Annotated in this window: 29 protein-coding genes; 28 read left to right on the top strand and 1 reads right to left on the bottom strand. The window is 40.0% G+C overall.

Annotated features, from left to right (window positions below; translation table 11 throughout):
• Nucleotides 1–14 precede the first annotated feature (14 nt).
• The 20 genes from G596_RS0112785 (at nucleotide 15) to G596_RS0112680 (ending at nucleotide 18,218) form a co-directional block, all read left to right on the top strand.
• On the top strand, nucleotides 15–362 hold the full coding sequence (locus G596_RS0112785; protein ID WP_022762238.1) for a hypothetical protein: 348 nt from the start codon (nucleotides 15–17) through the stop codon (nucleotides 360–362).
• Between the two features lie 248 nt (nucleotides 363–610).
• On the top strand, nucleotides 611–1,417 hold the full coding sequence (locus G596_RS0112780; RefSeq protein WP_044928616.1) for an ADP-ribosylglycohydrolase family protein: 807 nt from the start codon (nucleotides 611–613) through the stop codon (nucleotides 1,415–1,417).
• A gap of 13 nt (nucleotides 1,418–1,430) precedes the next feature.
• Complete coding sequence (locus tag G596_RS0112775; RefSeq protein WP_026671325.1) at nucleotides 1,431–2,255, top strand: tetratricopeptide repeat protein; 825 nt, start codon at nucleotides 1,431–1,433, stop codon at nucleotides 2,253–2,255.
• 86 nt (nucleotides 2,256–2,341) lie between these two features.
• The gene (locus G596_RS0112770; protein WP_022762237.1) at nucleotides 2,342–2,740 is read left to right on the top strand and encodes a hypothetical protein; all 399 of its coding nucleotides are present in this window, start codon (nucleotides 2,342–2,344) and stop codon (nucleotides 2,738–2,740) included.
• Between the two features lie 13 nt (nucleotides 2,741–2,753).
• A complete protein-coding gene (locus G596_RS24925; RefSeq protein ID WP_022762236.1) occupies nucleotides 2,754–2,918 on the top strand; it encodes a hypothetical protein in 165 nt (54 codons plus the stop codon).
• On the top strand, nucleotides 2,905–3,534 hold the full coding sequence (locus G596_RS0112760; protein ID WP_022762235.1) for a ClpP family protease: 630 nt from the start codon (nucleotides 2,905–2,907) through the stop codon (nucleotides 3,532–3,534). The genes G596_RS24925 and G596_RS0112760 overlap by 14 nt, the downstream gene beginning before the upstream one ends.
• Complete coding sequence (locus tag G596_RS0112755) at nucleotides 3,531–4,121, top strand: hypothetical protein (RefSeq protein WP_155829270.1); 591 nt, start codon at nucleotides 3,531–3,533, stop codon at nucleotides 4,119–4,121. Before G596_RS0112760 ends, G596_RS0112755 begins: the two co-directional genes overlap by 4 nt.
• Before the next feature lie 36 nt (nucleotides 4,122–4,157).
• Nucleotides 4,158–4,664: a hypothetical protein gene (locus G596_RS0112750; RefSeq protein ID WP_022762233.1), complete on the top strand. Its 507-nt coding sequence runs from the start codon at nucleotides 4,158–4,160 to the stop codon at nucleotides 4,662–4,664.
• 359 nt (nucleotides 4,665–5,023) lie between these two features.
• The gene (locus G596_RS0112745) at nucleotides 5,024–6,118 is read left to right on the top strand and encodes an RNA-splicing ligase RtcB (RefSeq protein ID WP_026671324.1); all 1,095 of its coding nucleotides are present in this window, start codon (nucleotides 5,024–5,026) and stop codon (nucleotides 6,116–6,118) included.
• Complete coding sequence (locus tag G596_RS0112740) at nucleotides 6,115–6,993, top strand: hypothetical protein (RefSeq protein WP_022762231.1); 879 nt, start codon at nucleotides 6,115–6,117, stop codon at nucleotides 6,991–6,993. The genes G596_RS0112745 and G596_RS0112740 overlap by 4 nt, the downstream gene beginning before the upstream one ends.
• Entirely contained in the window at nucleotides 6,956–7,585 is a 630-nt protein-coding gene (gene prfH, locus G596_RS0112735) for a peptide chain release factor H (RefSeq protein ID WP_022762230.1), read from the top strand. The genes G596_RS0112740 and prfH overlap by 38 nt, the downstream gene beginning before the upstream one ends.
• Nucleotides 7,582–8,667: an AAA family ATPase gene (locus G596_RS0112730; RefSeq protein WP_022762229.1), complete on the top strand. Its 1,086-nt coding sequence runs from the start codon at nucleotides 7,582–7,584 to the stop codon at nucleotides 8,665–8,667. The genes prfH and G596_RS0112730 overlap by 4 nt, the downstream gene beginning before the upstream one ends.
• On the top strand, nucleotides 8,651–10,510 hold the full coding sequence (locus tag G596_RS0112725; RefSeq protein ID WP_022762228.1) for a vWA domain-containing protein: 1,860 nt from the start codon (nucleotides 8,651–8,653) through the stop codon (nucleotides 10,508–10,510). Before G596_RS0112730 ends, G596_RS0112725 begins: the two co-directional genes overlap by 17 nt.
• A gap of 256 nt (nucleotides 10,511–10,766) precedes the next feature.
• On the top strand, nucleotides 10,767–11,717 hold the full coding sequence (locus G596_RS0112720; RefSeq protein WP_022762227.1) for a helix-turn-helix transcriptional regulator: 951 nt from the start codon (nucleotides 10,767–10,769) through the stop codon (nucleotides 11,715–11,717).
• A 40-nt stretch (nucleotides 11,718–11,757) separates the two neighbouring features.
• A complete protein-coding gene (locus G596_RS0112715) occupies nucleotides 11,758–13,359 on the top strand; it encodes a hypothetical protein (protein ID WP_044928614.1) in 1,602 nt (533 codons plus the stop codon).
• 12 nt (nucleotides 13,360–13,371) lie between these two features.
• Nucleotides 13,372–13,950 (top strand): TerB family tellurite resistance protein, encoded by a 579-nt coding sequence (locus tag G596_RS0112710; RefSeq protein WP_022762225.1) that lies wholly within the window; start codon nucleotides 13,372–13,374, stop codon nucleotides 13,948–13,950.
• Between the two features lie 14 nt (nucleotides 13,951–13,964).
• Nucleotides 13,965–14,981, top strand: a complete 1,017-nt coding sequence (locus tag G596_RS0112705; protein WP_022762224.1) for a hypothetical protein — start codon at nucleotides 13,965–13,967, stop codon at nucleotides 14,979–14,981.
• A 383-nt stretch (nucleotides 14,982–15,364) separates the two neighbouring features.
• Nucleotides 15,365–16,150, top strand: a complete 786-nt coding sequence (locus G596_RS0112690; protein ID WP_022762221.1) for a lecithin retinol acyltransferase family protein — start codon at nucleotides 15,365–15,367, stop codon at nucleotides 16,148–16,150.
• Nucleotides 16,151–16,293: 143 nt separating this feature from the next.
• Nucleotides 16,294–17,343 (top strand): GTPase family protein, encoded by a 1,050-nt coding sequence (locus tag G596_RS0112685; RefSeq protein ID WP_022762220.1) that lies wholly within the window; start codon nucleotides 16,294–16,296, stop codon nucleotides 17,341–17,343.
• 257 nt (nucleotides 17,344–17,600) lie between these two features.
• Nucleotides 17,601–18,218 carry a hypothetical protein gene (locus G596_RS0112680; protein WP_022762219.1) on the top strand — a complete coding sequence of 206 codons (618 nt, stop codon included), beginning with the start codon at nucleotides 17,601–17,603 and terminating at the stop codon, nucleotides 18,216–18,218.
• Between the two features lie 53 nt (nucleotides 18,219–18,271).
• Here G596_RS0112680 and G596_RS0112675 read toward each other — a convergent pair whose 3' ends face one another.
• Entirely contained in the window at nucleotides 18,272–18,670 is a 399-nt protein-coding gene (locus G596_RS0112675) for a hypothetical protein (protein WP_022762218.1), read from the bottom strand.
• A 369-nt stretch (nucleotides 18,671–19,039) separates the two neighbouring features.
• On the opposite strand from G596_RS0112675, the gene G596_RS0112670 reads away from it, so the two are divergent.
• The 8 genes from G596_RS0112670 (at nucleotide 19,040) to G596_RS0112635 (ending at nucleotide 25,006) form a co-directional block, all read left to right on the top strand.
• Nucleotides 19,040–20,227, top strand: coding sequence for a DUF5688 family protein (locus G596_RS0112670; protein WP_242829192.1), 1,188 nt, complete (start codon nucleotides 19,040–19,042; stop codon nucleotides 20,225–20,227).
• A gap of 107 nt (nucleotides 20,228–20,334) precedes the next feature.
• The gene (locus G596_RS0112665; protein ID WP_022762216.1) at nucleotides 20,335–20,562 is read left to right on the top strand and encodes a hypothetical protein; all 228 of its coding nucleotides are present in this window, start codon (nucleotides 20,335–20,337) and stop codon (nucleotides 20,560–20,562) included.
• A gap of 2 nt (nucleotides 20,563–20,564) precedes the next feature.
• Nucleotides 20,565–21,011, top strand: a complete 447-nt coding sequence (locus G596_RS0112660; protein ID WP_022762215.1) for a hypothetical protein — start codon at nucleotides 20,565–20,567, stop codon at nucleotides 21,009–21,011.
• Between the two features lie 11 nt (nucleotides 21,012–21,022).
• Nucleotides 21,023–21,502 carry a PcfB family protein gene (locus tag G596_RS0112655; RefSeq protein WP_022762214.1) on the top strand — a complete coding sequence of 160 codons (480 nt, stop codon included), beginning with the start codon at nucleotides 21,023–21,025 and terminating at the stop codon, nucleotides 21,500–21,502.
• The gene (locus G596_RS0112650) at nucleotides 21,499–23,262 is read left to right on the top strand and encodes a VirD4-like conjugal transfer protein, CD1115 family (protein ID WP_022762213.1); all 1,764 of its coding nucleotides are present in this window, start codon (nucleotides 21,499–21,501) and stop codon (nucleotides 23,260–23,262) included. Before G596_RS0112655 ends, G596_RS0112650 begins: the two co-directional genes overlap by 4 nt.
• A 247-nt stretch (nucleotides 23,263–23,509) precedes the next feature.
• The gene (locus tag G596_RS0112645) at nucleotides 23,510–23,722 is read left to right on the top strand and encodes a Maff2 family mobile element protein (RefSeq protein ID WP_022762212.1); all 213 of its coding nucleotides are present in this window, start codon (nucleotides 23,510–23,512) and stop codon (nucleotides 23,720–23,722) included.
• Nucleotides 23,723–23,775: 53 nt separating this feature from the next.
• Entirely contained in the window at nucleotides 23,776–23,985 is a 210-nt protein-coding gene (locus G596_RS0112640; protein ID WP_022762211.1) for a prevent-host-death protein, read from the top strand.
• A gap of 154 nt (nucleotides 23,986–24,139) precedes the next feature.
• Entirely contained in the window at nucleotides 24,140–25,006 is an 867-nt protein-coding gene (locus G596_RS0112635; protein WP_022762210.1) for a VirB6/TrbL-like conjugal transfer protein, CD1112 family, read from the top strand.
• Nucleotides 25,007–25,012 lie beyond the last annotated feature (6 nt).

The following is a 25,012-nucleotide window of genomic DNA, read 5'->3' as shown; positions in this document are numbered from 1 at the left end:
TTCGGAGGATAATGATGAAAAACACAAATGATAATTCTGATCTTATGCTATTGAAGATGGTGGCAGTGAAAGAGCCCGATATTACAAAGGCATGGGCAAAGGCTCTGGCTAACTATATGTTTAGAGAAATAATTGAAGATGCACATGTTAAGTATGGAATCTCGCAGGAAGATATGAAAGAAATGAACAAGAAAGCTGCAAACAGAGCAAGGGCTTTCCTGGATGTTATTGTCCAGGATCCGAAGATGTTCCAGGCATTTGCTTCTTACGCAGCTCTTGTTTTGGATTGGGATGCTCCTGAGATAACTGAGGATGAGCAATACATAATTGAGATGCTTGGCAATATGGCAGATTTATTATAAGATTTTGATACTTTTTGCGGGGCGGACTAGTTATGTCCACCTCGTTTTTTATTATATGCATATAAGTAGTTGGGGGCTGATACTGTAAGCGTGGATTGAAAGGAAAAGGAAAGAGATATGAAACGATTACTGTTTTGGATTAACAACTGTCTATTATCAAATAAAAGAGGCTGTAAGCAGTGCTGTCTTACTTGCGAATACTACGATATTTGTAGGCATGACGGAGAGTGATAATTCGGGAGGCAATTATGTACGGAGCAATATTAGGAGATATCATTGGATCTCCATATGAATTTGCACATTGGGAACGAAATAAGAACTTTGAACTATTTAGCAAGTACGCTAGTTTTACAGATGATACTGTTATGACGATAGCAATTGCTGAAGCATTATTGTATTGCGGCAAAGAATCAGATGAGACCACTTATGAAAAAGCATTTGTTGAATCAATGCAGAAATGGGGACTTGAGTACATTGATGCCGGCTATGGAGGATTATTCTACAGATGGATTTTAAGTAAGAATCCACAACCATATGGTAGTTTTGGTAATGGATCTGCTATGAGGGTTTCACCAGTAGGATGGATGTTTGACTCTATAGAAAGGACTAGAAATGTTGCAAAGTGGTCTGCAGTGGTTACGCATAATCATCCTGAGGGTATTAAGGGAGCTGAGGCTACGGCCTCTGTAATATGGATGGCTCGGAATAATGCGACTAAGAAGAAAATCAGAGAATATATAGAAAAAGAATTCCACTATGATCTATCACGAAGTTGTAATGATATTAGACCGGGCTATGAATTCAATGCAACGTGTCAAGGAAGCGTACCAGAAGCTATAATTTCATTTTTGGAGTCAACTGATTACGAGGATTGTCTAAGAAACGCTGTGTCTCTAGGTGGAGATACAGATACCTTGGCTTGTATTGCTGGCGGAATGGCAGAGGCGTTCTATGGTATACCAGAGGAAGTGCTTCTTGAAGGGAAGAAAAGACTTAAGCCTGATCTTATAGAGATAATGGATAAATACTATGATTACACAGTAAATAATAAGTAATGAGGTGAGGCTTGTGAAGCTAAAGAGTACGTATGATGACTACTTTCTGCGAGCAGTCAAACGTTTTGATTCAGATATCTTAGGGCAGAGAACAAAAGCTTTTGAAATGTTTAAAGAACTTGAGAAAGTTGGTCATATCGGAAGCATAAAGTATTTGGGGAAATGCTATTACGACGGACGTGGGTGTGAAAAGAATCTGGATAAGGCTCGGGAATACTATCTGATGTCGATTGCATTTGGGTATTATAATGCCAATCCTGGACCTACATCATATGAAATGCTTAGAAATATTGATGATGAAATAATTGGTGCATTTGAAATTGCGGAAGAAATATACAAGAGCGGAGACCGTTCAGAACTCTATACAAAATCTGCGTATGTTGGATATGTTAATACAATAGTTTATGGAAGAGAAAAAGGCCTTGCTTGGCAAAGACTAGGCGATATGTACTACGATGGCCTCTACGTAGATAAGAAGAAAGAATGGGCTGTCTACTGTTATAGAAGGGCCTTTACGACAGGCGGCATGGATTATTATGAGGAGGGTAGCAATTCTTGTAAGCTAGGAAAATGCTTGTTTTATGGCGAAGGGATTGATAAAAGTATTGTTTTAGCAAAATATTTTTTGAACTGGGCTTATTATAGCTTTTGGGATTGGGAGGATGATGAACAGGCACTACTGGCGGAATCTTTGCTTTCATCAATTGGAACTTTAACGGAAGACTATTTGATTGATGGTGATAGATTGATGGAAGAGGACGATATTATAGATGATACGGCATCGGAGTGGCTATATGAACGCCCACAATATATTAAAACTACAGCAAAAGGGACGTGATAATAAAGTCACGTCTTTTTTTATTACATGGACGAATTCTGTCTTGCGTATTTTGTAATATGAATCCACAAGAAAGGAAACATGCCATGGAATACAAGGTTTTATATGTACTAACCGTGAAGTGTACAACTGAGAAGTGTGAAGAGGATCTAGAAGCCCATTTGGTGAATGACTTAGATGAAGATTATATTTATGTGGATGTTAGAAAGTGGAAGCGTTCTGCATTGATGGAGATCGAAGCCATTGAGAAGGAAAGGGATGAAATCATTGTCCGAGTACCTTTTTTTATTAAAGAAGCGGCCATCGTATGGGTAAGACAGTGCTTATTGTATATTAAGGCCAATGGCTCACCGGAGATGTTTGAAAGAGCAAAAGAAGAATGGCTGCATATTCTTCATCCTAAATATGATAAACAGTGGTTTACTGGTGGTAAAAAAGTTGAGGAATGGCGTGAGGAAATGCGCAAAGTCGCTGAAAAACTGTAAAGGAGATTAGGTTGTGGCAAAGATGACAGGAAAGATGGATTTAAAGATTACTAATCCAGAACGAAGAGGATTTCCAGGAATGCTTAAGTTTTGGTTGCCCAAGTACATAACAAAAAAGGTAACAGTAATGAATATTAGTGAACTTGATTCAGAAAGGGAAAAGAATGCAGACAAATAAAGGGTTAGACTATTGTGATTGGGATGGTGATAACACAGATGATAAGGTGGCTAAAAGAGCTATTTTTTCATCAAGGGATGATAGAATCTTCTATCTATTTGGTGAGATAAATGCAAGAAATTGCGCTGATATTGCCTATGATATCTCCATGATAAACCATGAAGATGATGAAAAAGATGATAAGGAAAAGGATTTTAAGAGAAAACCTATAAAGGTATATTTCAATTCCTTTGGCGGCAGCGTCTATGATATGTGGCTTTTGGTAGACACCATCATGGGCTCAAAGACACCGGTCCATACATATTGTACAGGATATGCTATGAGTGCTGCATTTATCATATTTTTATCTGGGCATAAGCGATATATGAGTCCGCATGCGACTTTAATGTATCATCAGATCTACTGCTGGCGCTCAGGAAAGTATCAGGATTTGGTTGATGACAGGGAGCAGACTGACCATCTTAATGAAATGATAGAGAGCTTTGTAGTTGAACGTACTAGTTTGACTAAGGATGACCTTTTAAACATACGAGAGAAAAAGAGGGATACATATTTTTCTGCAAAAGAAGCTGAAGAATTGAAGATTATTGATGAAATAATGTCCCTGTCAGCATGAGAGGTTATTTAATGGATAGTCACAAGACCAATTCTGTGGAGCATATATTTAAAGAGGCTATGAGGAATTATCATGATAATAATGACTCAAGAAAAGTATATGCTGTATGCTGGTATGCATATCTTAACGGCTTTGCAGGTGAAGAATCATACGAGTATGCCGGAGATCGCGATTCAAATATGTATAAGATAAGGGCCAAGAGCAGAAAAGAGGCTGTTGAAGCGTTTCTATCTGCGAAAGCAAAACAATTCTATTTTTCTTCACCGTCAGACTTGAAAAAGGCATGCATTAGAGAGATTGTATCTAGTATATATAAAAATGGAAAAATGAAATGCCTAGATAATAATTCTGTTCTTAAAGACTTTTCTTATGATATAGAGATTGTCATTGATGGTGAGTATTATAGCGTTGATGAAACGGATATGGTGGATACAGAAGCGTCTAGGACAGAGGCAATTATCAAAAATGTAGATTACGATGCTGTGTGGGATGTTTTGACACCAGAATTATTTGTAGATGTTTATATTGAGGCTCATCTATATGATGTAGCAGTTGTAGAACTTATCCATTTTGGGGACAAGACATGACGTAATATCTTCCTAGTTATGTAGAGGGCAGGTGAAATGCTGAGGAATTATGTCGTATGCTTTACTGATGTTATCGAACACCGTATTAATGATGATGAGATTTATTTTGATGGGGATAATCTTGGTTCAGAAGTGGACAGTGTTTTTGATGTTTTTGCTAAAGATGAAGATGATGCCAAAGAAATATACCTAAGATCATTCATAGAAAAGATTTATGAAAGAAATAACAATGTTGCGGTGATAAAGCGAGAATGTGCTGCTAGGATTATAAGAAGGATAGTTGCTGGTGAAATACTGATGCTGCCGCGTGAAGTGGTTGCAAGTAAGCATTTCGGCAGGATGGTAACTAATGTATATGATGTAGTTGGAAATAGGCCACTAAATAAGGATAAGACTTATTCGAATCAAGATTTTAGGCGCATTGCAGAGGCTATAAATTTGAATGAGTATTCTGAGCTTTTGGACAAAGAGGCTGTAACTGCTTTGTATGTGGAAATCCGAAAGAAAGACGTTTTTGTACAGGATTTGAAGGACATTCTATGAGGATTTTGCAAAAAAATAAAAAAGATTTATAGGCTAGACTAGATTTGTCCAATCAATGTGATATACTGCTAAATGTAACAAAGAAATTCAACTTGCTCATGAGGAGCAGAAAGGAGGACGATCATGAAACACATGACGACTTTTGCAACTATTAACTTTACATATGACAGAGGCATGATTGTCCGCCGTCTATTTTACTGATTATTCAATCAGATTTTCATTGATTAAAGGAATGGTAGGACAGATGTAAGCCTCTGAAGATTCAAGAGGTGTTTTTTGTGCGCTCAAAATGCACATGGCACTTCTACGGAGGTTTTATTTTGATACCAATAAAAGGAATATTTACAGAAGCACATATTATGTGCGACCAAGAACTGGAAGGTTCAGATGTAGACCAGTATGCCCTTGCTCAGGTGCAGATGATTTGCGATAACAAGGCATCCGAGGACTCTGTGATCCGAGTAATGCCTGATGTACATCCCGGAAAGGTAGGACCTATTGGACTTACCATGACTATCGGAGAGAGAATCCTTCCTTCACTTGTGGGCATCGACATTGGATGTGGGATGCTGGCAGTGAAAGTTGGCAAGATCCGCAACGATTACCAGAAGCTCGACACAGTTATAAGAGATAACGTTCCTGTTGGCTTCAAGGTGAGAAACACAGTGCATAGGGATGCGGATATTGATCTTAGTAGGCTCTGTTGCTATAAGCACATCCGCAGTGATAAGGCTCTTTTAAGCATTGGTACACTTGGCGGTGGTAACCACTTTATCGAGCTTGATCAGGATGATAGCAAGGAAACATACATGATTATCCACACCGGTAGCAGACATCTTGGAAAAGAAGTTGCTGAATACTACATGGCTGCCGGTCAGAAGGTGCTTAAAGAACAAGGGATTACAGATGTGCCATACGAAATGACATATCTTTCAGGTCAGCTTATGGAGGATTATCTCAATGATCTTTCTGTAGTTCAGGAGTACGCTGAGCTAAACCGCAAGGTTATTGCTTCAGAAATCATAAAGAGTATGAAATGGAAGGAGAAGGAAGTAATCACTTGCATTCATAACTATGTTGATTTTAGCGAGATTGTTCCAATTCTAAGAAAAGGAGCTATCTCTGCCAAGGAAAACGAAGATGTGATAATCCCTATCAACATGAGAGATGGTGTAATTCTTGGAAGAGGTAAAGGAAATGCAGAATGGAACAATTCAGCACCTCATGGATCCGGAAGAATTACATCAAGAGATGAGACTGTTAATACTCATACAGTATCTGAGTTTAAGGCTTCAATGAAGGGAATTTACTCTAGTTGCATTAGTAAGGATACATTGGATGAGGCACCTTTTGCCTACAGGGGAGTGGATTACATCAAGGAAGCAGTAAAGGATACTGTAGAGATTAGTAGAATCCTTAAGCCTGTTTATAACTACAAAGGAGGCAATGCTTGAAAATAAAGTTTGATAAGTATCATTGCCGCTTGGGAAAAGCAGAGCATACCATTCTTGTCCCACGGGATATAGATGTTTTGCAATGGAACACTATTGGACTTGATTGGGGTAATGAGCTTATTGGAGACAGGAGAGCTTTATATGCACTCATGTATACCTGTGCCATACTGACTTTTGATGAGATGAAAATAGTTTATTTTCCTATCAAAAAGAACGAGAAGCTCTATGAGAAGTTCTGGGATTATAGACATGATGTGGTATTTACCTGCAATAAGTCAGGTTTGCATACTGCGGATTGGAAAAAATACAGACAGATGATCAGCAAGATGCCACCGGAATCATACGAGTTTTATTATGACAGGGATAGAATCGATTTATTTGCACAGGAATACAAGGATAATTATTACAAAGTAATGGATAAGCGCGAAAAGACTTGCGTAGGATACGAAAAAGACCAGTTTGACACATGGATTGTGGCAATGGATAAATTTGCTTTTCTTTCTGGTTATGAGAATCTCAGAAAGCTTGCAGATAGAAATCTGGAGTTGGAATTCATAAAATGTGGAGAATATCCACCTTATGATATCTTTCTGACATATGAGCTTTCAACACGCTTATTTCACAGCTATAAAGCTGCATACTGCTATGGATTTATGTTTTATGATCCATCACTTCACAGACAGAAGGAACTGTATGAGGCAGCCAGAAAGCCTGAGGCTCCCAAGGTATTTCCTAAAAAGAAAAAGCTTGAACTAAACGAGCATGATACTACAAAGACAAGAGGACAAATCAAAAAGATTAACGAGAGTATAGCTAAAAAGAAGAGGAAAAAGAAGAATGATACTACAGATAAGCTCCGGAATGGGACCCGTTGAATGCAGGGCCGCAGTCGGAGGAATATATAAGGCATTGGAAAGAGAATTTTCTGATATCGAGATGATAACGTCAGTGAAAGGAGAGGTAGAAGGAGCGTTTTCATCAATAATATTTTCATCAGAGCGGGATCTTTCAGAGCTTGAAGGGACAATACAGTGGACATGTAAGAGCAAGTACAGGCCGGGACATAAACGAAAAAACTGGTTTGTTGACGTGAGTATAATCCCTGAAGTAGAAGAAATCGGCGAAAAACTCACTACTGATGTGATAAGAATAGAGAAGTTCCATAGTGGTGGTCCTGGTGGACAGAATGTAAATAAAGTAGAGACAGGCGTAAGAATCATACATCTGCCTACAGGAATCACTGTTTCGTCTACAAGAGAACGTTCTCAGTTCGCAAATAAGCAGGATGCTCTGAAAAAGCTCTCTACAGTGCTTAAAGAAATGAATGTAACAAGTAAGGACAGGCAGAAAAACGATGCCTGGAGCAAACATGCACAGATAGTGCGTGGAAACCCTATACGTATTTATGAAGGTGAAGAGTTTAACCTAACCTTCGCAAAAGAAAAAGAGGAGAAAGATACTTTATGAATTTACCAGTAACAGTTAATCAATCAGAATTACTGGACATATTGCTTAACATAGCACCAAGCCGCCCAGTTTTTATATGGGGCGCACCTGGAATCGGAAAGTCTGCTCTTGTAGAAGAGTTTGCCGTGGAAGTGGGACTTGAATGTATATCACTTCTTGGTAGCCAACTAGCGCCTGAGGACATAATCGGCATTCCACAGATAAAAGGCGACACATCTGAATTCCTTCCACCTAAAATGATTGCAAGGAAGGAGCCATATGTACTCTTTCTTGATGAGCTCAATGCATGCTCACAGGAAGTACAGAAAGCATTTTACAGCCTTATCTATGAGAGAAGGATTGGAGAATATCACCTTCCTGAGGGCAGCATTGTTATCGGAGCTGGAAACCGAACACAGGACTCTGCAATAGTTAAGACAATGTCCAGTGCGCTTATTAACAGAATGTTTCATGTTCAGCTTAAGCCTGATGTAAAGAACTGGCTTTCATGGGCTTATGAGAATGGAATCCATCCTTGGGTTACTGACTATATTAACCAGAGACCGGATCATCTTTTCTCAGAGCCTCCAAAGACAGAGGAACCATTTTCAACACCAAGATCATGGCATATGCTGAGCGATGCACTTAAAGAATTTGGTGCAGGCGAAAAGGAGATTTCAGACTCAACAGTAAGAATGCTTGCATATGGCAGCATTTCAGCATCACATGCCGGAATGTTTGCTGCTTTCATTAAGCAGATGAGCAATAGATACCTTCTTTCAGATATTATCAAGGGGGAAGCAAGATGGCCTGAAAAGCCTGAGGACAGGGATGTACTTTATTTTCTTGCTCAGTCTTTCAGGGCACAGCTCCTCCATGATTTTCCTGATCAGAAGACCGCGCTTGACAAGGAAACACAGTATCTTGCACACAGAGCAAAGGCTCTTATAAAGGATCTTGCAAAGATAAACTATGAACTTGCACAGATGGTTGTTTCTGATGAAGACGGCAAGGTGCTTCCTGACTGGTTCATGATTGAAATAGTAAGAGATCTCCCAAGGCTTGTAGCACAGGAGAAAAAGGATAATGGCAAAACAGCTTGAGAAAAAGATAAGTCAAAATGAAAAGCAACTCCGAGCTGGATACGATATCGTAACAAGCAGTAAGATTTTTGGTTTGTTTGCTTATCGTCAGGTTGGGATTTGTGGGAGAGAGAAGTTAGGAAAAAAGACTGCAGCATGCTCATATTCAAATGGTGAAGTTTTGATAAATAAAGAGTGTGCTCTGAGTCCTAGACAGTGGGCTTATGCTATAGCTCACTGTCTGCTCCATAATTGCTTCGGGCATTATGACCTTGAAAAGGTGCCTGGCTATTATGAAGAAGACTTTGAGGGAAATAAAGTAAAGAAAGCATCATTCAATCCTAAGCTTTGGAATATTGCCTGCGACATCTATGTAGATAAGTTTCTACATGATGTGAAGTTTGGAGATCCTATAGGGCCATCACCGGTTGGAATGATTCCACAGAGCATTATGACTGATGAATTAAAAATATATGATTATCTGGTTAGAGAAGGATGGGATGAAGATAACCATTTGTACGGAGTGGCGTCATCTGATTCAATGGATATGGTAGGGCTTGAAAAGCCAATTGAATACAAAATTGATAGATGGGGCCGTCAGACCAGAAATGAATATACGGCAGATTTTGCGGTGACTATTGCATGTGCTGTGAGAGGAGCAGTGTTTAGAGCATCAGGGCTTGAAGATGATAATACAGGTTACAGTGTAGGCAAAAGAGCTGCAGAATGGTTTGTTAATTGTTTCCCTCTGCTGGGAGCCTTGGCAGCATCATTTAAAATCGTTGAGGATATAAGTATCTGTCATGAAAATGATATAAGAGTTGCTGCAGTGGATGCGTGGGAAGGAGAAATATATATTAACCCATCTGCTCATTTGTCAGAGGAAGAGTGGAAGTTTGTTCTCGCACATGAATTCCTTCATGCGGCACTTATGCATCACCAGAGGTGTGAGGGTCGTGACCACTATTTATGGAATATTGCAACAGACTATGTAATTAACGGCTGGTTATATGAGATGAAAGTGGGAGTTATGCCTGCAGATGTTCTGTATGACGTTAGTCTTAAGAATAAGTCTGCAGAGGAAGTTTATGATCTTATTGTTGGAGATATGAGGACATATCTGAAGCAGAATACTTTTAGAGGAAATGGTAAAGGCGATATTCTTGGTAGAATGAGAGCATCTGCATCAAGAGGAGTATCTTTGGATGAGTTTTATAGGAATGCTCTTTCTCAAGGGCTTGAATATGAGGAAATGAGGAGAGGAAGAGGCTTTATTCCTGCGGGGCTTGCTGAAGAAATACGAGCGCTGGCTGTGCCGCCCATTCCGTGGGATGTAAAACTGGCTGAGTGGTTCAATGCACATATCAGACCACTTGAGAAGCATAGAAGCTATGCTCATCCAAGTAGGAGGCAGAGCAGCACACCAGACATTCCCAGGCCTAGATATACTGTTCTTGAGTCAGATCTCAAGTCTCGTACATTTGGAGTTGTGATAGATACTTCAGGATCCATGAGCCCTTCTGAAATTGGGAAAGCACTTGGAGCAATAGCTAGCTATGCTTCTTCCAGAGATGTAATGGCTGCAAGAGTTGTGTTCTGTGATGCTAATGCCTATGATGCGGGATTTATGACACCAGATGAGATTGCTGGAAGAGTAAAGGTTGTCGGGAGGGGTGGTACAAGGCTTCAGCCAGGTGTTTCACTTCTTCAGAATGCTAAGGATTTTCCAAAGGATGGACCAATACTTATAATCACTGATGGAGAGATCGAGGAACATCTTGATATTAAGAGAGACCATGCGTTTATTCTTCCTCAGGGATGTAGGTTGCCGTTCAAAGCCAGAGGAGATGTTTTTTATATGTAATTTTTGAGGGACGCTATTTGAAATCATAGCGTCTCTTTTTTATAGACGGATTTTGTCTTGATAGACAAAATGTTTATTAGAAGTTTACAGATATTTTACAAGCGGATAATTAGTAAATGATAGAATAGACATAGGCGCTTTTTCAGATATAGCCTGAAAAAGCTGAATTCTAAATATTTCATAAACACGTTGATACAGACATATTACGTCTACCGATTTTGGTACAGTAAACTTGGTTGAAATAGAGAGGTGACCGATGAGTAAAGCTGATACTGGTAAAGAGAGACGAATTTTAAGCATCTACACGGAACTTGTTAATGGAAAGGTCATTAACAAGGCTGAGATGGCTGAGAAATATGGTGTTGATGCTAGGTCTATTCAGCGTGATCTTGCGGATATCCGCAGCTTTATCGAGGAAAGTACAATTGAAACTGGCGTGGAAAATGATCTTATTTACGATGCTAAACAGAAAGGATTTAGGCTTGAGCAGACTAATAAGATGAAGTTCACCAATGATGAGGTCTTGGCGATTTGCAAAATTCTTCTGGATAGTAGGGCATTCAGAAAAGATGATATGAACATGATTCTTGATAAGCTTTTGGATTGTTGCGTGCCAAAGAAGAATCAGAAGATGGTTAATGATCTTATCAGCAATGAAAAATTCCATTATGTAGCTCCTAGACATAATAAACATTTCCTAGATAAAATGTGGAACCTTGGGGTTGCAACAAATGAAAAGCGGTTGGTGCAATTTGATTATATGGGGGTAGAAGGGCATACAGTTAAACATAGAACACTTGAACCGTACGCAATTATGTTTTCCGAGTACTATTTTTATCTAGTGGGTAATCTTCACGATTTCGATAAGAGCGTTTTTGCTGAGCCAGATGATATGTATCCGACTATATATAGACTAGACAAGATTAAGAATTTAAAGATATTGGATGAGCACTTCACTGTTCCTTATAGAACTAGATTTGAGGAAGGAGAGTTTAGAAAAAGGGTGCAGTTTATGTATGGTGGAAAACTTAGGCGGCTTAAGTTTGAATATACTGGTAAATCTGTTGAAGCCATCTTGGATAGACTACCTACTGCAAAGATAATATCTGAAGATGGAGGAAAATATATTATTTCGGCGGAGGTCTTTGGAAATGGAATAGATATGTGGATTAGAAGTCAAGGGGAGATGGTAAATGTAATAGGCTGATATTCAGTTTTGATTTCTGAACAACATTGTAATATCGCAAATGAGAGAAGGTGCTGCCGTGTCAAAAGAAAGTGATAACACAAAAGAAAACAAAAGACTGCAAGAAGGATTAGAGAGGTCTGTTATTGAAGGTGCAGCGGCTGAAACGGTACAACGTTTTGGTAATGCGAATAAGCAGCATTTCGTTGCTTATTCAGGAGTTGATAATGAGGTGGGAAAGAAACTCACTAAAGGGTTGAAGGAAATATCAGAGTATAATGTCAATCCTGATTATGAAACCCAAAATATAAAGCAGCAAGCCGGTTTTTCTGCGGAGATAAAGGCTAATGCGCGAAAAAATGCAGACAGGATAATCAACAAAGAAAACGTCAGATCATCTAGAACAGATGATTTGGGAAGTGTAAATGATCCGCTCTATGATTTAGTTGACGTTGACGAGAATGGATCAATAATTGCTGGTAGTGGCGCACAGATGAAATTTGTGGGCGCTTCTCCAGATGCACTACTAGATAAGCTTAATAGTAAAAAATATCAAAAGTACCTCGACGCTGATGCCTTTTTAGATATTGCAGATGATGACTATGAAGCCCTGATGGGGGTTAATGGTAGTAAAGGAATCATTGATCAAAGAATAGATTCATTAAAAAAGCAGCTTGAAAACGCCGAAAAAAAGGGAAATTCGGATCTAGCAAATGCTAAGCGGGAACAAATAGAAAAGTATGAGAAAATCAAAAAGAATCTCAGAAAGTCAGGAGTTACTCGAGAAGAAGCTATAGAGGCGAGGCTTCATCCTGAATTGTCAACGGCAAAAGATATTGTCAAAATATCCCATAAAGCTGGAGTGGAACAAGCAAAGTATGGAGCAGCTATAGGTGGGTCAATCTCAATTATTAAAAATGTCGTTGCATGTGCAAAAGGTGAAAAGGATCCAGGCGAGGCTGCTCAAAGCGTGGTTTTGGATACGGGGAAAGGGGCTGCGACTAGTTATGCAACAGCTTTTGTAGGTTCTACAGTTAAGGGAATGATGCAGAATGCGGGGTCTTCATACGTAAGAAGTTTAGCAAAAACTAATCTCGCATCAGGACTTGTGACGACTACAATTTCTGTAGGGAAAACAATGAAAAGGTATATCTCAGGGGAGATAGATGGCTCTGAGTGCATAGAAGAGCTGGGCGAGAATGGAGTTGGCGAGATCGGAGCATGTATGTTCTCATCTATTGGAATAGCGGTGGTTCCAAGTACAGCCCCAGCAATTCTTGGCGTAATTGGAGGTATAGCAGGTGCTACATTTGGATATGCAGCGGCTGTGGCTGTTTATCAAGAATTATCGTCTTCTTTAAAAGACGCAAAACTAGCTCATGAGAATAGGATAATAATTGAGGCCGAATGTGAGGAGGCCATAAAGCTCATCAGACAGTATAGGGAAGAAATGAATAGTATGGTCGAAAAATACTTGTCTGAAAATATACAAACATTTAATGAAGGCTTTGGCATGATGGACAAGGCAATTATTGAAAATGATGTAGATGGATTTATAAAGGGAAATGTTGAAATACAAAGGATACTTGGGAAGGAGGTTCAGTTTAGCACTTTTGATGAATTTGATGACTTAATGGGGTCGGACACACCACTTAAACTTTAAAGGAGGTATTATATGTCAGAAAATGTAAAGATATCGAAGGAGGATGCTATTAAAATTATTTATTATTTAATGGCGGTGGATGGAGAGGTTTGCCAGGCTGAAGAGGGAAAGTTTGATGCAATAGCGAATGAAATGGATGCTTCTTTTAGTGATTATAAAGAGAAAATAGTGTCTGAATGTCAGGAACAGTTGAAAAAAGTTATTGATGAAGATGAATACTACGATGTAGTTCAAGAAGGAGTAAGCAATGCGATTGATAATTCTGGTTCATCATCTTCATTTGATTTCTTCTCATCTAAAGTTAGCAACAGAGTTGTTGTTTGGAACCTGCTTACAATTGCGTTTAGTGATGGAAAGTATACAAGCGAGGAGAGAAAGCTTGTAAAGTATGTTGTTAGAAGAATGAATGTTGATAAAAGTGTTTTTCTTGAAATGGAAAATACAATAAAAGCTATATTTGCAATAGATAATGAGATTAAATGGATAAAAGGCACTTCAAAACCGTATGCTGCAATTGAGGCTATTGTAAACGAATTGGAGGATCGCCGAGGAGTAATCAATAATAGCATGAAAGAGCTTATTACACTGTAAAGGAGGTTGCTAATATGCCATTACCACTTTTATTTATTGGAGCTGCGGCTGCTACAGGAGCACTTGGAATTGGAAAAACAATTAAAGCTGGCATGGATAATTCTAATGCAAAAAGCATTAATGAGAGAGCAAATGAACGCATAGAAGACGCTAAAGAGCGACTTGATGCTGAAAGGAAAGCTGTTGGAGTCTCTTTGGATAAATTAGGAGAACTGAAGCTGTTTGTTCTGAATAATAGTATAAAAGAATTTCTGGAATCATTTGAAAAAATAAAGAATGTTGATTTTGCTGAATCAGAAGGACTGAGCGAGCTTAATAAGCTTCATATTGATCAAAAGACCTTTACTGATTTGAGGCAAATGGAGAATTTTGCAGCATCCTTTGTCGGAGGAAGTGTTGCTGGTGCAGCCGGTGGAGCTATGGCTGCTTTTGGAGCTTATGGTGCAGCTACAACGTTTGCTACTGCATCCACGGGCACGGCTATTGCTTCACTAAGTGGGGCTGCAGCTACAAATGCTACACTCGCATTTTTCGGGGGCGGATCATTGGCCGCTGGTGGACTTGGAATAGCTGGCGGAACAGCTGTATTAGGTGGATTAGTTGCGGGGCCAGCACTTTTGGTTATGGGCTTTATAACAGGTGCTAAAGCAAGCGCAAACTTGGACAATGCATATGCTAATAGTGCAAAGGCAGATGAAATATGTGAACAATTAAGTACTGCTTCAGTACAGTGTGATGCAATACGAAGAAGAACATACATGTTCTATAATCTGTTGACTCGCTTAGATTCTTATTACTTACCACTTATATTTAAAATGGAAAGTATAGTTGAAGAAGAGGGCACGGATTATAAAGAATACACTATGGAGTCTAAGAAGGCAGTTGCAGCAGCTGCATCTGTTGCGGGTACTATAAAGGCAGTCTTGGATACTCCAATATTGACAGAAGAAGGGGATCTTACGAAAGAATCTGAGGTGGTTGCATCTGATATTTCAGAAGCTTTGAATAAAAAAGATGATGAAAAAGAATGATAAAACAGAGTTTAGGTGCTTAAAGTGTGGAGAATGCTGCAGACATATTGACCATATTGAAGCACTAAGAGAGTACGATAGAGGTGATGGAACGTGCATTTATTTGGAAGATTCTATGTGCTCTATATATTACAATAGGCCGCTTATATGCAACATTGAATTAATGTATGAAACCTGTTATGTCAATTTATTGTCTAAAGCTGACTATTATAAGCTGAATTATCAAGGTTGTGCAGAGTTGATGAATATGTACAAAAAGGAGGATGGCTAAGTGCCATTCTCTTTTTTTGAAGTGATTGGAAATAGACAAAATGTGTCTTTGGGGTTTGTTACTCTGACTATAGATACATATAAATTGTTTAGATACATGGTGAGGGATGCTTATGATATATGAAAGCTTGCTTGAACATGGGAATGGAGGCAAAAGACTGAATTTGAATTTGCCTTTGAAAGTCATGGACAAAGAAATTTTTTGGGAAACTGTGCAGTCAAATAAAGGTATAAAACTTCAAAGAAACAGTATTACAGGCCATTCAAGAATAATTAACGGAAATGGTATCAGAGTTGCGTGGGGATCACACGAAGAAATGGTTAATATCTTGGAAAAAGTAATAAAACCTTGGAAGGGATGCAAAAAAGGCGATATATTAGCAGTTCAGAGGTATGGCGGTATTTACTCACACTATGCTGTTTATATAGGATACGGTAAAGTCATACACTTTGCGCAAGAAGAAAAAGATGGAATAGCTGGAGCTTGTAATATACATAAGGCAGATTTTTCAGAATTTCTTAAGACAGATACGTGTTATGAAATTATACATTTCCCTGAGGACGGTTCAGATCCTGTACATGAATGTGTAAATCTCAATGATATTGATAATAGGAATGCATATGAAACAGTGAATCTTATTCCGGGATTGAAAGCGGCTATGAGGAATTTGAAGGGATATCATCTTTATTCTGCAAAGGAAACGGTTGAGAGAGCAAAATCAAGAATTGGTGAAACTAAGTATAATCTTGCGTTTAATAATTGCGAGCATTTCGCGTTGTGGTGCAAAACGGGATTGAAGGAGTCTTCTCAAGTCGAGGATTTATGGAAATCGTTTTGGCTCGGACGGAATAAGACTGTTTCAGTAGCGAGGAAGGGTAGGAAGATTTCATATGCTTAATAAGGTTTAATGAGGTACAAAAAATCTATTTTGTGTGGACTAATTCTGTCTGCCTTGTTTGTTATCCTTCATATATGAAACACAGTTAAAGCACGATAATCACTGAAAAGAAGTGCTTGCAAGATTATAACGAGGAGGGAATCATGAATACGGAGAACATGAATTCAGAAGAGATGGCTACTACTTCAACTACAAGTGGCACATCCACTACAGAAACTAAAAAGAGCATATATTCACTGATAGAGGAAGAAATCAAATCAATGGATATATCAGATGAAGCAAAGAAGAGAAAGTTAAAGAAGCTGGCTAAGCTTAAGAATCAACAGCTGAATGTAATGCTTGTAGGTGCAACTGGCAGCGGTAAGAGCTCTACAGTAAATGCACTCTTTGATATGAGTGTAGCAAAGGTGGGCGAGGGCGTTGATCCGGAGACAAGAAAGGTTACAGAGTTCCAGCTTGATAATCTTACCGTTTGGGATACACCTGGCTTAGGTGATGGAGTTGATAAGGATCAGGAAATAGCTGATGAGATTCTCCTGAAACTTCAGGAAAAAGATTCTGAAGGTGAGCAGCTTATTGATTTGGTAATCATGGTTGTAGATGCATCTTCAAAGGATCTTGGAAACTACTACACTATCATAAATGATATCCTCATTCCTGAATTTGGAGACCTGGCAAGTAAGAAAATTGTAATCGCATTGAACCAGTCAGATATAGCTATGAAGGGCACACATTGGGATTCTGAGAATAACAAGCCGGATGATGTACTTGAAACGTTTTTGAAGAAAAAGGCAGCGTCTGTCAGAGCAAGAATCAAAGAAAACACTGGTCTTGACCTTAAGCCTGTATGTTACTGCGCAGGATATTCAGAGAATGGAGTTCAGAGAAAGCCTTACAATCTTACAAAGCTTCTCTACCACATTGTAAAGGCGGCGCCAAAGGCAAAGAGGCTGACTATCGCTGAAAATCTAAACAATGATAGCGCTAATTGGGCCTACAATGAGGATGTCAAATATTCTGAAAGTCTGAAAAAGGATTTTGGAGATATTGTTGTAGACTGTCTTGGCGAAGGTATGGACACGGGCTGTGATATAGGCGGTGATTTACTTGGAATCCCTGGAATGATAGTTGGCGCTGTTATCGGTGGTGTTATTGGCGGAGTGGCTGGAGTAATTAAGGCAATAGCTTCATAAATTATTGGTTGCAAAGGCTTTCAGGAGACATTAAGTTACTTTTGATATTTATATTTTTTTTAGGAAATGGTTACGGATTTGAAAGAAAGCAACGCTATACTGTAATCGAGAGAGTATTGCTGAAACTGTTTTTGATAGTTTTCATTATTATCTATTAGTTGATAGTGAACTGATTCGGGCGACTCCTAACATTGGCCTGTATCAGTTGCCTAGGAGGGGGGATTAAATCCCGCCCTCCATCATTAAAGGAGACGTAGATGAGAACAAGTAAAGAAATCCTTGAGCGTATTAGCGAGACTTATCAATACTTCAAAGAGGCTGGAGATACAGAAGATGAAAGATACAATAATGAAAAGAATATGTGGAAAGACTTGTTCATAAAGTTCTATGAAGGGCTTGAAAATGCTGAATTTTCTGATCTGGATGCAGAGCATTACACTGCTGCTTTTCGTTCTGTAATAGAAAAACGTAATGAAAAATTGAGCGAAATCTTTGAGAATAGATACAGTGAATCTCAAGATAAGGCTAATTCAAATGTAGAGGATATGGAAGATGTTGCAGACATTATGCAAGCAGGGATAGAAACACTTAAAGATACGAAAAATAATATGGAGTATTTTGGACTGGCAAATTCTGTGATGCGGGCTTTGATGTTCCTAGAAGATGATGTCCCACTTAAAGCTTTTGTCGATATAGTCAAGAATTATGATGAAAAAGACAAAGATAAGGAAGTTGAACTTCCAGATAATATCTTTTCAGGACATGGCGAAGAATATGCATATATAAAGGAGTGTGCTTGTTCTAGAAAGGGAGCAGCTCTTTTGGAAGAAAAGCTTGGGGTATTGCCAGAGTTTAATGAATTGTTTGGACGATAATAATACTTAGTATAATAGGGCTTCAATGGATGTGAATCTATTGGAGCCTTTCTTTATGCCACAATTCCATAAGTATCAATCAGTCTCCAGAAGTATGAATCGCTTCTTTTTTCCTCATCAACGCTGATGGTATTCCGGTTTCTCATCTGGTATTCGTCGTGGCCAACAATGTAGAGGATAGTATCGTATAGAGTGCCAAGATCAGTCTGGTAGTGGTATTCCTCTTCGATATGATGCTTGTGGTAAAAGGTGTAGCCGCCATATTCATATACAAGCTTCCAGCAGTGACCGGTATTGTTGGATTGAAGCTCCATGCTCTTGCCTTCTTTAGACAGAACAGTGAAGTACTGCTGCATGGGATCATAATTGATTCTGCCTGACTTAAGGTTGTGTTTTGAATAGGGTACAAAATAGGTGTACTGCATTGCCTGCAGATCTTCGAATGTAAACATAAAAATTCCTTTCTTGCGCACAGTAATAGCGTGCGTCTGTATACTGTAATAAAAGTGGAATGAAGATTATTACGATTGTAATAACCGCGCCTGTGAATTGACGCAGGTAACAATTTATCAAAATGAAAAAGTAATGTAAAGAGGTTTTGAATAAAAAATTATCGTAATTGAAATTCTATTTCTTGGATTATGGAAGATAGGTGAAAAAATTTTGAAAAGTTTACCTCAACTTTACCCCAAGTTTACCCTGATATTACCCCAAGTTTACCCCTCTCGTCACTTTTCAATCGATTTCAGGCATGATATTATTATAATGCGCCAAGTGATACGGATTACAGAAATGAAGTCCGAACCACGAGGCGTTTTCTTTTGCAAAAGAATATGTTTTTTGTTCCGGCACTGTGTTGTGATGAATGCGTCATGACCGGTGCTTTTTTCGTGTCAATAATTATTGAAAAGAGAGAGGAAAACAACATGGATTTTGAAACATTTAAAGAGAATCTGGTAAGGGACGTTAAGGAAGCGCTTGATGCAAGAAACGGTGGAGACACACTGGTAGAGACCAGAACTGTAGATAAGATGAACGAGACCTACGAGGCAATCACTGTAAAGCCGGAGGACAGCATCATCGGAGTAAATCTTAACGCAACAGCTCTTTACAAGGAGTATGAGGACGGAAGATCTTACGATTCTATTGTAGAGGGAGCTGCTGATATGGCGGACAACGCTCTTAAGTCCAGACCTGAGTTTGATGTGGATGCATTCAGTGATTACAGCAAGATGAAGGATTCACTTGCCATGGAGGTTGTTTCCAAAGACAGAAATGCGGACCTGCTTGAGACTGTTCCTCATAAGGATATTGAGGACATGTCAGTGGTTTATCGCTTCGTGATCGGAGATACAGCCCAGGGCACAGGAACAATCCTTGTGACAAATCAGATGATTGATAATTACGGAATCACTGCAGACCAGCTCCATGAAGATGCCGTGAAGAATGCTCCTGAGATCAGACCTCTCGTTATCGAGGGAATGGCAGAAGTACTTGCTAAGCAGATGGGAGTTGAGGACCTTGAGATGCTTGGTCTTAACATTCCACCTGAACAGGAGCAGATGTTTGTTGCATCTGTAGAAGGAAACGTTCACGGAGCCGGAGTTCTGGCTTATGAGGATTTCATGGACAAGGCTTCTGAAAGAGTTGGAGGTCAGAGCTTCTTCATTTTGCCCAGCTCTATCCATGAGCTTTTGATCATCCCTGACAATGGCAACTTTGACCTCAAGAGCCTTGAGAACATGGTAAAAGAGGTAAATGCCACAACTGTGGATCCTGCAGACCAGCTCACAGACAACGTATATCACTACGATGCTCAGGACAAGGTATTTGAGCTTGGTGAGAAGTTTGTAGAGCGTCAGGCTGAAAAGGAGACAAAGATCCACGAAGCTTCTGAGAAAAAGTCACTTCTTGGAGACCTTAAGGCAGCCAAGGATGAGGCGGCAAAGACACCTCACAAGGATGCTGCTGAGATCGGCACTAAGACAAAGGGTGAAGCAGCACTCTGATAAAACCATTCACTAATATGGGAATAAGATAACGGCGCCGGGCTGATGTGCACACTAAGCCTGGCGCTGTTTTTAAAGACATTTTCTAAGAACGGGGAGAGAAGAGGATGAGTAAAGGCAGAGAACGTCAGAGAGCCAACAAAAGGAAGGCTCAGGAGCGAAAAGCGCTGAACTGTTCAAGGTTTAGCTGCAGGGATTTGAATCCAATTCCGCAGGGAGGGATCAAGCCGCAGAATTGTAAAACGCCTTGTTCATATGGAACAGGAAAACCATTCTGCTATCCATGCATGGCTAAGATCTTGGACGAACACAGAAATTCAAGAAAGGCGGCTTAAAGATGGAAGAGCTAAAAATACAGATAGAGCTGGATCCGGTCAATGACAAGATAATCCAGTTTCCGGGGAACACAAGAAAAATAAAGAGCGATATCAGTAATCCAATGGCTCTTGTGGTAGGAACGGATAGTAATTTTCGTACAGTGAGTACCCGAGAGTTGGATAGGATGCTGGAGGCTCTGGGTGATGATGGATTGGCATATTCGCTTTGTGATGATTATGCAATGGTATTTTCAAGCAAAGCCATAGTATATACGGAGTTTGGAAACTACCTTGTGGGAAGTGCCGTGTTTATGAAGACGGGCAGAGATTCCAGGATAAAGGAACTTTCAGATTTGGACATAAAGGCGATAAGAACTCTGTTTGAGAGGAGTCTTGTAAAGCTGAGCTGCGCATCAGTCAGCTTTAAAGCATTTCCGCTTGAACATGACTATGGCGAAGCTGCATGAGGTAACTGCCTATGAATAATGGTGAGACTTCAAAGGAAGCCATAAGGTTTGTGATAAATGTTGCCAGAGTTTCCGGGAGTGGCCTCATAAAGGGAATAAAGATCTATATGAGGAACCATGAAAAGAGACATAATGCTCCGAAAGAAGGTAAGCAGACGGTAAAGGAACTTATTAAACAGGGGCAGGGTGCTTCAAGCATGGAAGTAAGCGGTGAGAGCATCGGAACTTTCAAGAAAATTGCTAACAAATACGGAGTGGATTTTGCGATTGTAAAAGACAAGACAGCAGATCCGCCACGTTATATGTGCTTTTTCAAGGCTAAGGACATGGATGCCATTACAGCTGTGGTAAAAGAGTATTCTGCAGAGATTGTAAAAAGAGGACAGAAGAAAGAAAAACCCAGTCTTGTGCAGCAGCTCCGTAAGCTTAAGGAAGAAATCTCAAAGAAGCCTCGCAAAGAAAAGACGAGATATAAGGAGAAAGTCAGATGAACAGAAAGCTGAAGAAGAAAATTATCCTTAATATCCCGTATGTTGCTGTGGGACTTTTCTGTACCAACCTTGGTGAAGCATGGAGAATAGCATGGGGAAGCAATATGTCTGAGAAAGTCCAGGGACTTGTCCTGTATGGCGGATTAAGTAAGGCATTTGCAAATATGCTTCCAAGTCTTCATCCGTTTGACCTTTGCGTTGGCATAGCTTTTGGAGCAGGGCTGCGGCTTGCAGTCTATATCAAAAGCAAGAATGCCAAAAACTTTCGTCACGGAAAAGAGTATGGATCAGCACGATGGGGAAAACAGGAGGACATAGAGCCATTTGAGGACCCAGTGTTTGCAAATAATGTGATCCTGTCACAGACAGAACGCATTACCATGAACAACCGGCCAAAGGATCCTAAACTCGCAAGGAATAAAAACGTCCTTGTAGTTGGTGGTTCCGGTTCTGGTAAGACAAGGTTTTTTATAAAGCCGAATCTTTTACAGTTCCACAGTTCCTACGTTTTGACTGATCCCAAGGGAACCGTCATCAATGAAGTGGGAAATGCTTTTGTTCAGGCTGGATACAGGATAAAGATATTCAACACTGTGAATTTTAAGAAAAGCATGCATTTCAATCCGTTCCAATATATCCATTCGGAGTCTGACATATTGAAGCTTGTAACAACACTCATGGCAAATACCAAGGGTGAGGGTACTCCCGGAGATCCGTTCTGGGAGAAAGCCGAGAAACTGCTTTATACAGCACTTATCGGCTTGATCTATTATGAGGCTCCTGAGGAAGAGAGAAATTTCAATACACTTGTTGAAATGATTAATTCCATGGAGGTAAGGGAAGACGATGAAACGTTCCAGAATGCAGTGGATATCCTGTTTTCAAGGCTTGAGAAAAAGAATCCTGATCACTTTGCAGTAAGGCAGTACAACAAATATAAACTTGCCGCCGGTAAGACAGCGAAATCTATTTTGGTTTCATGCGGTGCAAGGCTTGCTTGCTTTGATATAGAGCAGGTTCGTGAAGTTATGAGTTATGACGAGCTGGAGCTTGATACGCTGGGGGATAAGAAGACAATCCTGTTCCTTATCATGTCTGATACGGACAGTACTTTCAACTTTCTTATCAGTATCATCTACAGCCAATTGTTTAACCTCCTTTGTGAAAAGGCTGATGATGTGTATGGGGGAAAGCTCCCTGTACACGTTCGCTGCCTCATTGATGAGGCGGCGAATATCGGCCAGATACCTAACCTGGAGAAACTTATGGCGACCATCCGAAGCCGTGAGATATCAGCAGCGCTGGTGCTCCAGGCAAAGTCACAGCTGAAGGCGATATACAAGGATAACGCGGAGACCATCTGTGCAAACTGCGATTCGCAGATATTTCTTGGCGGATCCGAGCAGTCCACGCTCAAAGATATCAATGCTACTTTGGGCAAAGAGACCATTGACATGTACAACACGGGAGAGTCCAGGGGAAGTCAGCCAAGCTACAACATGAATTACCAGAAGCTTGGTCATGACCTTATGTCAATTGATGAGCTTTCCGTAATGGATGGCTCGAAGTGCATTGTGCAGGTAAGGGGCGTAAGACCTTTCCTGTCAGACAAATATGATCTTACGCAGCATCCGAACTACAAGTACACAGCGGATGCAGACCAAAAGAACTGGTTTGATGTGGAGAAGTTCCTTAGCCACAGAGTAGTTCTTAAGCCCGATGATGAGTATGAAGTCATCGAGGTAACTGATGAGGATTAAGATCTATTGCCATGTCGATAAAGGGCATGGCTCTAAAGATCTTTTCCTATAAACGCCTGTAAAAGGGCAGGTGTGGCCACACGCCGGAGATCAGTCGACGGGTTTCCAGCAGCAACTATTAACCGGCATCACGGTAAAACGAGTGGTGTCGCTGACAAACAAAAACTATTTGCAGAAAGGAGATACCGTGCTATAATACCTATAGATATTCATAGGGTTATTATAGTACGGTAGAATAATAGCTACTATGGCATTTTTTCAGAGTTCAATCACAACATTGCAGACAATCGTAATCGCCCTCGGCGCAGGCCTCGGAGTGTGGGGCGGAATCAACCTTCTTGAGGGTTATGGTAACGACAATCCGGGTGCAAAATCACAGGGAATGAAGCAGCTCATGGCTGGCGGTGGTGTTGCTCTTATCGGAACAACAGTCGTACCTCTTCTTTCAGGACTTCTTTGATTTGACCATGCGTATAATTCGTGCTACTATATTAGTGAAAGGCAGGTACTATCATGAATATAGACACGAAGACGCTTGTTTCAATCACTGATGCAAATCACAACTTTTCCAGAGTTACGAAGATAGTGGAAGAGCATGGATCTGCTCTTATCCTTAAAAATAATGCCCCTAAATATCTGATGCTTGATCTGACCACGGTAGATGAGAAGTCGGTCGAAAGCATAATGAAAAAAGCGAGCACGGGTAAAAAGTCATCCAAGTAACCTGTAAGAGGCTGCATCCTGAATAATGACAACTGAATATAGTAAATACTTTCATGGACTGGTCGTGTGGGAAATCCCATAGCCAGTCCTTTTTTGATTCAACAGAAAATGAAAAGGCCAGCGCTTTGCTGGCATTAGAAACAGGAGGGATATTTTGGAAAGAGTATGGCAGGAACTGGAAGAACATCTCAAAGAGTACATAATCCCTTCCCTTATGACGCTGTTCCAGACCATGTTTGGATATGTGAATGATGAAGTCAGTGGTATTGCTTCTGATGTTGCAATGACTCCATCGGCTTTTTCACCATCGGTCTTTGGCATGGTAAGGAATGTTTCGGAAAATGTGATAATGCCGATTGCGGGCATAATACTGACGTTTGTTGCGTGTTATGAGCTGATACAGCTTATCATCAGTTACAACAATCTGGCTAACTTCGAGACATGGTTTATCTTCAAGTGGATATTCAAGACAGCTATTGCGGTGGAAATCATTACACATACCTTTGATTTTGCAATGGCTGTATTTGATGTGGCAAATCATGTGATATCAAGTGCTGGTGGAGTCATAGCTGCTTCAACGGCGATAGATTCCTCGGCTCTTTCATCGCTGCAGTCCACGCTTGAAGCCATGAATATTTTTGAACTTTTCGGACTGTATTTTCAGGTATCAATCATCTTCATAACAACGCTGATATTATCAAAGATAATATTCGTGATCATTTATGTGAGGATGATCGAGATCTATATGTACGTTTCCATGGCTCCAATCCCATTTGCAACATTCGGAAACAGGGAGCAGAGTGCTATGGGAATGAACTACGTGAAGAGTCTATTTGCCCTTGGTTTCCAAGGATTTTTAATCATGATATGTGTTGGTATCTACGCGGTGCTTATACAGTCCATAGCATTTTCGGGAGATATAGTCGGATCCCTCTGGGGAGTTGTGGGCTATACGCTTCTGCTTGCATTGTCCCTATTTAAGACAAGCACAGTTGCAAAGTCGGTATTACAGTGTATTTAAGGGAAA

The sequence above is a fragment of the Butyrivibrio sp. AD3002 genome (genome assembly GCF_000420905.1).
GTDB lineage: Bacteria > Bacillota > Clostridia > Lachnospirales > Lachnospiraceae > Butyrivibrio.
Note: the sequence above shows the minus strand (reverse complement) of the source record. Positions and strands in the feature narration are given on the sequence as shown.